General features: G+C 44.8%; 11 protein-coding genes. 4 read left to right on the top strand and 7 right to left on the bottom strand.

The features are described from left to right. Positions 1-78: 78 nt before the first annotated feature. Positions 79-987, bottom strand: coding sequence for a lipoyl synthase (lipA, locus tag BJP37_RS05360; protein ID WP_075897069.1), 909 nt, complete (start codon positions 985-987; stop codon positions 79-81). Here lipA and BJP37_RS43290 point away from each other — a divergent pair. The 3 genes from BJP37_RS43290 to BJP37_RS05350 all read left to right on the top strand — a co-directional run bounded on the left by BJP37_RS43290 (position 986) and on the right by BJP37_RS05350 (position 4,192). Further along, positions 986-1,120 (top strand): hypothetical protein, encoded by a 135-nt coding sequence (locus tag BJP37_RS43290; protein WP_269086952.1) that lies wholly within the window; start codon positions 986-988, stop codon positions 1,118-1,120. The two genes, lipA and BJP37_RS43290, sit on opposite strands and share 2 nt — an antisense overlap. A 364-nt stretch (positions 1,121-1,484) precedes the next feature. Then, a complete protein-coding gene (locus tag BJP37_RS05355; protein WP_075897067.1) occupies positions 1,485-2,807 on the top strand; it encodes a tetratricopeptide repeat protein in 1,323 nt (440 codons plus the stop codon). Between the two features lie 68 nt (positions 2,808-2,875). After that, a complete protein-coding gene (locus BJP37_RS05350; protein WP_075897065.1) occupies positions 2,876-4,192 on the top strand; it encodes a D-arabinono-1,4-lactone oxidase in 1,317 nt (438 codons plus the stop codon). Positions 4,193-4,323: 131 nt separating this feature from the next. Here the strand turns inward: BJP37_RS05350 and BJP37_RS05345 are convergent, their stop codons facing one another. The 4 genes from BJP37_RS05345 to BJP37_RS35715 are packed head-to-tail and all read right to left on the bottom strand — an operon-like array spanning position 4,324 to position 7,223. Then, entirely contained in the window at positions 4,324-4,965 is a 642-nt protein-coding gene (locus BJP37_RS05345; protein ID WP_075905781.1) for an IS607 family transposase, read from the bottom strand. 57 nt (positions 4,966-5,022) lie between these two features. Next, positions 5,023-5,151: a hypothetical protein gene (locus BJP37_RS43285; protein ID WP_269086951.1), complete on the bottom strand. Its 129-nt coding sequence runs from the start codon at positions 5,149-5,151 to the stop codon at positions 5,023-5,025. Positions 5,152-5,160: 9 nt separating this feature from the next. Then, positions 5,161-6,948 carry a metallophosphoesterase family protein gene (locus BJP37_RS05340; RefSeq protein ID WP_075897063.1) on the bottom strand — a complete coding sequence of 596 codons (1,788 nt, stop codon included), beginning with the start codon at positions 6,946-6,948 and terminating at the stop codon, positions 5,161-5,163. Between the two features lie 5 nt (positions 6,949-6,953). After that, a complete protein-coding gene (locus BJP37_RS35715; protein ID WP_143727481.1) occupies positions 6,954-7,223 on the bottom strand; it encodes a hypothetical protein in 270 nt (89 codons plus the stop codon). A 264-nt stretch (positions 7,224-7,487) separates the two neighbouring features. Here BJP37_RS35715 and BJP37_RS05335 point away from each other — a divergent pair, with 264 nt between their 5' ends. Then, positions 7,488-8,417, top strand: coding sequence for a pentapeptide repeat-containing protein (locus BJP37_RS05335; RefSeq protein WP_075897061.1), 930 nt, complete (start codon positions 7,488-7,490; stop codon positions 8,415-8,417). A 349-nt stretch (positions 8,418-8,766) separates the two neighbouring features. Here BJP37_RS05335 and BJP37_RS42175 read toward each other — a convergent pair whose 3' ends face one another. Together BJP37_RS42175 and BJP37_RS35705 are read right to left on the bottom strand one after the other, a co-directional pair. After that, positions 8,767-9,303 carry a hypothetical protein gene (locus BJP37_RS42175; RefSeq protein ID WP_229415209.1) on the bottom strand — a complete coding sequence of 179 codons (537 nt, stop codon included), beginning with the start codon at positions 9,301-9,303 and terminating at the stop codon, positions 8,767-8,769. Further along, the gene (locus BJP37_RS35705; protein ID WP_214607744.1) at positions 9,263-9,709 is read right to left on the bottom strand and encodes a hypothetical protein; all 447 of its coding nucleotides are present in this window, start codon (positions 9,707-9,709) and stop codon (positions 9,263-9,265) included. The genes BJP37_RS42175 and BJP37_RS35705 overlap by 41 nt, the downstream gene beginning before the upstream one ends. Between the last annotated feature and the right edge of the window lie 466 nt (positions 9,710-10,175).

Here is a 10,175-nt window from a genome sequence, read left to right as displayed (position 1 = left end):
CGATTCCCGATTCCCGATTCCCGATTCCCGATTCCCGATTCCCGATTCCCTAAAACTTAAGAGTAAACCCTTCAACCTTCAAGTTTCCCCAGCATGGTAAGAACTACGAACCAAAGGACCGGAACGAACATGGGCAAATCCCATATCCCGTGCGATCGCACCTAGCTCATCAAACTCTTCCGGTGTCCAGTATTTTTGTACGGGCAGATGTTGGAGAGAGGGACGCATATATTGACCGAGGGTGATGCGATCGCATCCAATTTTACCTAAATCCGCCATTGCCTCTATTACTTCTGCTTTGGTTTCCCCATGGCCCAACATTAATCCCGACTTAGTGGGAATGGCGGGATTGAGTTGTTTGACAATGCTGAGCACATCTAGCGATCGCTGATATTGTGCTCCCCGGCGCACTTTGCCCTGTAAGCGCTGCACTGTTTCAATATTGTGGTTGTAACAGGCTGGCTTCGCCTCCACCACCGTGGCTATCCGTTGCTGTTGCAACTCTGCTGAGGTTTGATCCTGCTCACCTTTACCCCCCCAGAAATCTGCCGTCAGCACTTCTATCTCAGTACCTGGATTGAGTTGGCGGATCGCATCCATCGTAGCGACAAACCAACCGGCACCCTGGTCTGGCAAATCATCCCGAGCCACAGAGGTCAGCACCACATACCGCAACCCCAATAACTGTACCGATTCCGCTACTTTCTGGGGCTCCTCTGGGTCTAGGGCCATGGGAGCATGACCTTTATCCACTTGACAAAATGCACAAGACCGTGTACACGTCGGTCCCATCAACAAAAATGTAGCAGTTTTCTGAGAATAGCACTCACCTCGGTTCGGGCAACGTCCCTCTTCACAAATCGTGTGAATCTTCCGTTGTTTAATAATCCGCTGCACCGTTGAGATGTCACTAGCATTACCAATCGGACGTCGCAACCAAGACGGAAGTGCAGTAATTTCTGAACGCCATTGTTTTTGTGTAGTCATGGGGAGTAGGGAATCGGGAATCGGGAATCGGGAATCGGGAATCGGGAGTGTGGGGAGATGGGGAGATGGGGAGATAGGGAGATGGGGAGATGGGGAGAGGGGGAGATGGGGAGATGTAAGAAGTAGTTGCTGATCGATAAGAAGGTATCTTTAAAATGATTATTAAAAATGATTATTAGGCGCGCAAATGCCTATTATAGCGTTTCTAGGATTTATTATGAGGTACGCTTTTCAAGCTCAAAGTCCCCCTTATTAAGGGGGATTTAGGGGGATCTCTTTGTACCTCATGGCATAGAGAATTGCTATATAAAATACTATTATATAAGTAATAACCAAAGGGAGTAGGTCAAAGTTGCAGAACAGATCAACTATGTACCATCAGAGCGTGCTTAAACCCATGAGGGGGCTAGATAATTAGTACAAATGTTCTATATAAGTAACATGCTCCCACAACCAAGAAAGCTGAAGGCTGACAGCTGACCCAGGGGTAAGTAAAAATGAACCAACAAAGAAGACAACAATACCTCAAATTGCTCCAGCAACTCCTAACTTGTCCCAAGGGTAAAGAAATCAAAATTATTAATAGCAACCGCGAGTTAGTGGATGCAGATTTATTGCAGGTAATGGCACAATCAGCCGAATATCTGACAGCAAAGGGTCAGCAAAATGCTGCTGACTTTTTACTGCGGATCAGGAGTAAGCTTTTAAAGGGTCTGGAAATTTCAGAAACCCTTACTTCAGCTAAGGCTTCATCGGAAGAGTATCAGCAATTTTTAGACGAGGTATTGCTAGCAACTAACAACAGCAAAGGTGACGGCGAAGTTGTCTACCAACTTCTGGAAGAAAACTTAGATAAACTCGATCATAACTTTATCAATATCCTGGAAACCTGGGCAAGTGCTAAACTCTCAGAAGCGGAACCAGAAATAGCAAAAGATATCGCTAATACTATCTGGGAATTCAGCACTATGATCAGCGATTTTCCACTGGGTAATCCAGCCAACAACAGGGAAATCGCTATTGCCGGTTACCAAACGATGCTAACGTTTTTTACTAATCATAGTAACCCAGAAATTTGGGCAGCTATTCAAAACAACCTGGGCAATGCCTACAGTGACAGAATCCGTGGCAATCGGGCTAATAATCTCGAAAAAGCCATAGATGCATACCAAATAGCCTTGGAGGTTTATACCAAATCAGACTTCCCGGAAGATTGGGCAAGCACTCAAAACAACCTGGGCATAGCTTACTGTGAAAGAATCCGTGGAGACCGGGCTGATAATCTCGAAATTGCTATTAAAGCATTCCAACTAGCATTAGAAGTTCGCACTAAACCAGATTTCCCCATTGATTGGGCAATGACTCACTATAACCTGGGCAATGCCTACTGTGAAAGAATCCGTGGAGACCGGGCTGATAATCTCGAAATTGCCATAGAAGCATACCAACTAGCATTGGACGTTCGCACCAAACCAGATTTCCCCATTGATTGGGCAAGTACTCACAACAACCTGGGCATCGCCTATAGTGACAGAATCCGTGGAGACCGGGCTGATAATCTCGAAAAAGCCATTGCCAAATACCAACTAGCCTTGGAGGTTTATACCAAACCAGACTTCCCCGAAGAGTGGGCAAGGACCCTATATAACCTGGGTAATGCTTACAGCAACAGAATAGTAGGAGAGACTACAGAGAATCTGGAAAATGCGATCGCATGCTATGAAAATGCCTCAGAAATCTTTACCCGTGACGACTTTCCCGAAGATTGGGAAAACCTTCAACGTCATATTGCTAAACTACTGATTCAGCTAAGAAACTGATAACTGACAGCTTATCTATTCTATGCTAAAATCTAGAAAAACCATTACAATATTTTTCATAAATTAATATGTCAGTTACTTGGTCAAATTGGAGGGGTAATGTTTCTTGCAACCCCAAAAGTATTGTCGAGCCATCTTCTAACGAAGATCTCAGGAAAGTTCTTGCCATGGCTCGAACCGAAAAGATGAAAGTTAAGGTGGTTGGTTCGGGACACTCATGGTCAGAAGCTGCATGCACCGATGGTGTTCTTGTATCATTAAAGCGACTAAACCGAGTAATCGAGCTAGACCGAGAACGGGGCACCGTTACTGTCGAGCCAGGAATAACACTAAACAGCTTGAATCAATACCTAGACCAACACGGAATGGCCTTGGAAAACCTGGGAGCAATCACCAAGCAGACTATTTCTGGTGCAATAGCAATGGCTACCCATGGAACAGGAGACAAAAACGGCTCACTGGCCAGTGCAGTGGTCGAGCTGGAGCTAATGAAAGCATCCGGGGAAGTTGTCCGCTACCAACAAGATAATCCCACATTTTATGGAGTATGTGTCAACTTGGGTGCCCTTGGTATTATTACTAAATTAACCCTTCGTTGTGTGCCTACATTCTTCTTGCGAGATATTCAACAACCGATGTTGACCGACATTCTCAGAAAAGAAATAGACACATTAGTTAAAGAAAACGACCATTTCCAATTCTTTGAATTTCCCCACACCTCACGCTCCTATTGGTTTAAGTTTAATAAAATGGATGAGCCAGTTGCGCCCATGCCATTCTGGAGACAATTCCTAGACGAGCTATCTAGAACTATATCTAGAGAAGGCAATGGAATCGGTGACTGGATTACCAGGACGTTTCCTTTTACAATTCCTCTCATCTTTAGAGTAGCTTTTTTGACTAATCTACGGGGATTAAACCGTTGGGATAAGAGCTTTAATATCCTCGCCTTTGAGAATATTAATTTCACATATTCCGAGTTAGAGTATGCCATACCAAGGTCAGCTACAATCAAAGCTCTGGAGCAAATTCACCAGATGATAGAAAACCAGGGATTTAGGATAAACCTACCAATATCAGTTCGATTTGCTAGTTCCGAAGAGCATTGGTTAAGCCCACTGTATCAAAGAGAATCGGTATATATTAGCCTTAACTTATCAGGGTCAGATTTTAAGGTGATTGAAAACTATCACCGGGAAGCCGAACAGATATTATTAGAGTATGGTGGCCGTCCCAACTGGGGCAAGCACTTTTATTCCAATCGGGAATATCTGCGCTCACAATACCCACGTTGGGATGACTTCGCTCTACTTATGAAAGAATTTGATCCTGATCGACTTTTTTCTAACCCCTTCCTCGACCGCCTCTTCCCTTTTGATGTATAATTGGCTCACATCGGTTGGGAGTTGGTTTCACAGCCGGGGTTTCTTCCATATTCTCTAATATCATGTCGGGATAATTACCCTTAATAAAAATCTCCCCAATCTCCCCACCCTAACCCCTCTCCACCTACTCCTTACTCTAATTCCTTTACCACTTTACTCATTCCATCCAGTAATTTTTTATTTTTTTGGCTCCTAGCGCCATAGAGACGGGCAGAAAAGACTGTGATTAATTCCATCATGTCTTGGGTTAATTCGTCATCAAAGCTGACTCCCTCTGGGGATTTATTAATGATCACGACTTCTGTGCCAAACTCTTCACAAATGGTAAAGATTAATTCTGATCCAAATCTCAGCAATCTATCCTTGTGAGTTATCACCAATCGTTCAACATCCCCTGTCATAATTTTTCTGAGTAATTGGTTCAATCCTTTTTTGTGATAATTTAAACCACCCCCTAAATCAGAAATAGTTTCGTATTGCCAACCATTAGCAGCGCTAAAATTTTCTAATAATTGAATTTGACTCCTCAGGTCTTTTTGTCGCTCATCACTTGAAACTCTGGCATAGTTAATTGTCAATCTGTGGGTTAATGGCTGAGGATTTCTTGGTGTTATATGTTTGATATCTTTAAGATAAAATCGCCGTTGTCCAGTAGGTGAACGTTGATATCTGATTTTGCCTGCATCAGCCCACCGTCTTAGGGTTTTGGTAGAGACTCCTAGCTGTTTAGCTGCCTCCCCAATGCTTAATGTCATCTCGGAATGACTTTCCATATCAATGCTAGATCTCATGACTCCACTCTCTAGTATTACTCATTTTGTAAGTAATGTCTAAGGGTGTCTATTTTTTATAGACAGGCAACAGGCAAGAGTAGCAAAACAATCATTATATAATAAATTTTGGGCATAATTACCTTTAATCAAAATTCCCCCCATCTCCCCATCTCCCCATCTCCCCATCTCCCCAGGCTAATCCCTTAGCCTTAACTGAAACTGATCGAATTTAATCACATCTGAATTAGGCGATCGCGTATCAAAGCGATAGCTACTTACTATACCGGTGCCAGTATCGAAGATACTAAATACAGTGAGGTCATTACTAGCGATATAAGGCAAGGGCTGGTTATTCTCTCCTAACAATGGCGCGATTGTTGGCATAACGGGCTCTAATCCATTGGGGTCTCCAGTAGCGGAATAGTTTTCGTTATACCCAGTTGGTACTGGGCGCTTCTTCTGACCAAGATAAGCGCCATAACTATTCCCCACATTGGAGGATTCTAAAAAATGGATGCCATTACCATCAACAAAGCGATTCCATAGATGGGAATGGCCATAATACACCAACTGCACACCAGCAGCTTCTAACAATGGCACCACATCCCGAATGATGTAATCCTTGTCTTTGGGGTACTCATAACGTACTGCTGTCACCTTACCCGCCCGATCCCGCTCAATGATCTGCACTGGGTCAGTATAAGCTGGGACAATATTGTCCCCTAGGCTATGGGGAGGATGGTGAAGCATCACAATTTTATACTTAGCTTGTTGGAACTCAGTGCTATTGAGTTCTGCCTGGAGCCATTGGTACTGGGGACTCCCTTTACTAACCGGTTCAAAGATATGTTGTCCGTATCCCCAAGCGATGGGATTGTCTAAATCTTGTTCCCGTTCTTGATACCTACCTTTGGCATTAGGGCTTAAGCTAGGTGTGCGCCAAATATTAGTAATGTACAACACCACTAAGCGAATATCACCAAAGGTTACGGCATAATAAGGTTTGCCATTTGGTAGGTAAAAAATCTCGTTATAAGTGTCGGTATTATAGGTATTATTTTTTAGCCAATCTTGGTAATAATTAGGGTCATTATCTGGATTTAACTGTTCAGCTTTTTGCCGATAGATGGCTTGTGCTGCAGCGCGAGGAAAAGGGTCATTGAATTGGCTATTCAAATCCTTTTCCATAGAAAAACGCCCCATCACTTCATGATTACCAACTACAGGAAATATCGGGGCATTTTGAATAATTTCACCGCCATGGTAGGTAGTTTTAACCCCATTCTTCTGCAATTGGTAATTAGCTCGACCCTGAAGACAGGGGAAAAAGGCACCACCCCGGTTATCATCAAACCATTCCGAAGCCCGGTCAGGAATATTAACTAAATCACCAACATAGAACACCCCATCAATTTGGCCTACAGTTTCTACCACCTTCTGGAGATTAGCTGCTGTCATCGGCATTAGTTGATGGTCAGAGGTCAGAAGAATTTTCTGGGGTGTCTCAGGGTTTGGTAGAGCACTGAGGCTAAAGAGTTTGCTCCTGACAACTTGCCCATTCTCCTTGACACTGGTGACTTGATAGGGAACAGGAAGACCAGGAGTCAGTCCAGTTACGATGGCTTCATGACGCCAAATATCCCGCATGATCGGCTTCTGGTAGAGTTGGGCGTCTTCGGTCTGCTTGCCTACTCGGGATTTTTGGTCTTCCCGAGTGCGACTGAGTTTAGTAGTAGTAGCAGTGGCCTTACGGTAAGAAGTCGTGCCGTAGGTAACGGTGTGGTGGGAGCCAGGAAATTCGGTAAACCAAACCACTCGCACGGAATCTTCTGTAGGAAATTGCAAGAATGGGTCAGTCAGTAATTCGTAAGCGGATGTCATGGCTCGCTGCTGGGTAATTTGCTTGATAGTTGGGACAAGAACAATTACACCGATAACTATAGCTGCCATGAGGATAAAGCGACTGATAGAAAACTTGACCATGAAAGCTATAGGGCAGGGAATGGGGAATCGGGAATCGGGAATCGGGAATCGGGAATCGGGAATCGGGAGAAGAGTGTGGGGAGAGGGGGAAGTGTGGGGAGAGGGGGAAGTGTGGGGAGAGGGGGAAGTGTGGGGGTATAGGGGAACAGAGGTAAGAAGTAGTTTTCGATGAAGTTGGTATAGCTTTGATCATAGTTATTTTGATAAGACTTATGAGGTAGATTCAAGCTTCTTACCCCGTCTTGATCCAAAGCACAAGTAAGGGTTTCCCCCAAGACTGAGCTGCATTCCGACTCCCAGGGAGTGCGCTTACAGTCGTCGAATTAAATTCGCCACGGGTCGCACCGCTCCCGACTCCCGACTCCCGATTCCCAACTCCCGACTCCCGATTCCCGATTCCCTAATACTTTGACTGCTCCTATGCCTCAAACGCTCAATGTATTTATGTAAAAGATTATTGCTGTAATCACATATTGTGTGACAATAAAGTTAGATTAGATACAAAACGAACTGACTACAGGTTTTGTATAAGCAATACTATGACATTATTAACTACTAATCAAGTTCTTAAACAACTTAAGCAAGGACTGTCGTTACAGAAAGCCGAGCTGAGTCATATTGATTTACAGGGGTTGAATCTGGATCAGGCTCAGTTTGCCCACGCTTACCTACGTAATGCCAATCTCTCGGGAGCATCTTGTCAAGAGACAGACTTTACTCAAGCCAATCTCAGCTGGGCCAACCTATCGGGGGCGACTTTGGTTTATGCCCGACTCTCAGGAGCTCAACTGAATTGTGCTGGTTTGGAGGGTGCGAATCTCCGAGGGGCTTGGGCAACAAAGGCTAAGCTCTGTGGAGCAAGACTAGATGGGGTTGAGGCGTCCTTAGCCCAGCTGCAAAAGGCTGATTTGAGAGAAGCAACTGGAAAAGGGATAACCTTTACAGGTGCCAATCTCAAGATGGCGAATTTAGGAGCTGTGAATTTCCCTGAGGCTAATTTCAGTGGAGCAAGCCTTGATCTAGCTACCTTAGAAGGGGCTCAGTTAATCGATACTAAGTGGCTTGGTGCTGATTTGGAACGGGCAAATTTAAGCCGTGCTAGTTTACTCAGAGCAGATTTAACCTCTGCTAATCTGATTGTTGCTAATCTCAGAGCTGCTGATTTGACCGAGGTAATTTTGCGTGGTGCTCAGTTGCTGGAGTCAAGTTTAGAAAATGCGCTATTAAACGATGTTGATTTAACTGAAGCGTCTTTATTTTCTGCAAATTTAGAAGGGGCTCGCTTATCTAGTATTAATCTTAAAGATGCTGATTTACAGTACGCTAATTTAGAGAATACCATTTGGGATGGGGTTGATTTCGACCAATGCGAGGTGGCCGGTGCGGTGTTTACCGATGCTAAAGGATTAAGTGCTCAACAGTGCCAATGGCTCAAGCAAAATGGCGCGTTGAATGTTCCTTTTGGGTAACAGCAACCATTAGTCTATGGGCTACGCAAACAGCTGTCAGCTGTCAGCCGTCAGCTGTCAGCTTATTTTATACAAAAGCACCGATTGCTCTAGGCCCACGCTGCGTCAAAAGTAGCTTGGCCCTGGTTGACTGACAAAACTAATCAAGCACGTACTCGTACGTTTGTATTTTGAATTCCAGTCGATACCGTCGTTTATCATGTTGTGTTCGTGAGGCCATCACTGGGTCAGGATCATGATTACTCGTAAAACGAACCCGACGAATCAGTCTCCAGCCATTTTCCAACGAGGCTTTGACCCACTCCCAACCAATCCGAAAATAGCTGTTTCCTCGTGCGCCAGTGTGTGTCTACCCATCGACGTTTACCTGTTTCAACGACCTCAACCCCTTGGGCTGTGACATATAACGTAGCAACTGCCAGGATGAACCTAAGCCCTTGATAAAGCAGGAACTGAGCGAATTTGGGATTTTTGCACATTCGCTCCCATTGGACTGGTCATCCAAGAAATTTTCCTCGATATCAAAGCGCAATCCATATTCTTGAAAGGATTTAAGAGTGGTCTTTTCATCACTAACAATGGCCCAAAACTCACCATTGACATTGTTACGACCGAAGACGAGATGGACCCCACCATACCAGTACTCCTTGTGGAGTTTGACATTGTGAAAGCAGAGGGCTTCACCTCGCTTGAAATGGAAATCTTTAAGCTGACACCATCCTTTTCCGGCTCGCCAAATCCAACTGTCCTTTTTCAAACGAATCCGATAGTGCCAGCCCCATTGGGTTGTCATGGCTTTCATTAAATCGGTGTGGACAAAGCCTCGATCTGCCAGTAAAACGACCTTAACCCCTTTGGGCAAGAGGTGTATGGCTTGTTGCAACATCTCGCGATAATCGTGTTTTGGATACAGAAGCACTGCGATGTTCGAGCACTCGCCAGACCACAGGCAAGGCTCGTCCCCGATGCACCACAACCAATCGCACCAGGCAATATTGATCCCAGAACAGTGAGGTGTCCAAACTCAAATAAATAGTGTCATCCTTCCAATCCGCCAAAGCTGCTTGAATCAAAGGTTTGTACAATCGATGGATGTTAATTCGAGCATTATGCAGCCAGCGTTGCATCCGGCGTTGCTTGCTTTGGGCATATTGGCCTCTACATGGAATCTCAGGAATCCAACGGGTCAAATTTACCTCCCCTGTTTTGATCACGGCCACCACCATCCACAAACAGGTTGTCAGGTGGCTCAGGTGAGCCCAGTCACTGGGTTGATCTATCCAGCTCTTCAAGGCATTGTATAGACGGGAGTTTTTTTCACAGCATTCCAAGGGTATGAGTGGTTTCTATCCTTAGAATGCTGGCTCCCACTCACTTTAGTCAAGGGCGGCTATCTCTCTCCAGATAAGTATTTGAGCACTTTTGACTTCATTTTTTGTCAGTCAACCAGAGCTTGGCCACAGACCCACATCTGATAACTGATAGCTAATAGCTGATAACTGATAGCTGACGTCTAGAGATTTAATCAACTATGCGATCGCATCGACTATAGTAACCGTTGCGTAAACCTAACCGTTGCGGAAGCCTAACTGTTAAACAAACATGCGTTCGCGTAGCGTCGGCTTTGCCGAATCCCATAGTTATTCCCATAGTTATATCCCATAGTTATAGGGTTATCTCTTCCCATCTCCCCATCTCCCCATCTCCATTAAACTAAGCCAGTGAGTCACCTCACTGACTCGTCTTCAAAACCGGGCG

This window comes from Moorena bouillonii PNG (assembly GCF_001942495.1).
Taxonomy (GTDB): Bacteria; Cyanobacteriota; Cyanobacteriia; order Cyanobacteriales; family Coleofasciculaceae; genus Moorena; species Moorena bouillonii.
This window is presented reverse-complemented; position numbering and strand designations above follow the sequence as displayed.

Bases quoted from the DNA above. Each gene is read 5' to 3' on its own strand.
- BJP37_RS43290 (WP_269086952.1), top strand. From the start codon at position 986: ATGGGGAGTAGGGAATCGGGAATCGGGAATCGGGAATCGGGAATCGGG.
- lipA (WP_075897069.1), bottom strand. From the start codon at position 987: ATGACTACACAAAAACAATGGCGTTCAGAAATTACTGCACTTCCGTCT.
- BJP37_RS05355 (WP_075897067.1), top strand. From the start codon at position 1,485: ATGAACCAACAAAGAAGACAACAATACCTCAAATTGCTCCAGCAACTC.
- BJP37_RS05350 (WP_075897065.1), top strand. From the start codon at position 2,876: ATGTCAGTTACTTGGTCAAATTGGAGGGGTAATGTTTCTTGCAACCCC.
- BJP37_RS05345 (WP_075905781.1), bottom strand. From the start codon at position 4,965: ATGGAAAGTCATTCCGAGATGACATTAAGCATTGGGGAGGCAGCTAAA.
- BJP37_RS43285 (WP_269086951.1), bottom strand. From the start codon at position 5,151: ATGGGGAGATGGGGAGATGGGGAGATGGGGGGAATTTTGATTAAAGGT.
- BJP37_RS05340 (WP_075897063.1), bottom strand. From the start codon at position 6,948: ATGGTCAAGTTTTCTATCAGTCGCTTTATCCTCATGGCAGCTATAGTT.
- BJP37_RS05335 (WP_075897061.1), top strand. From the start codon at position 7,488: ATGACATTATTAACTACTAATCAAGTTCTTAAACAACTTAAGCAAGGA.
- BJP37_RS42175 (WP_229415209.1), bottom strand. From the start codon at position 9,303: ATGTTGCAACAAGCCATACACCTCTTGCCCAAAGGGGTTAAGGTCGTT.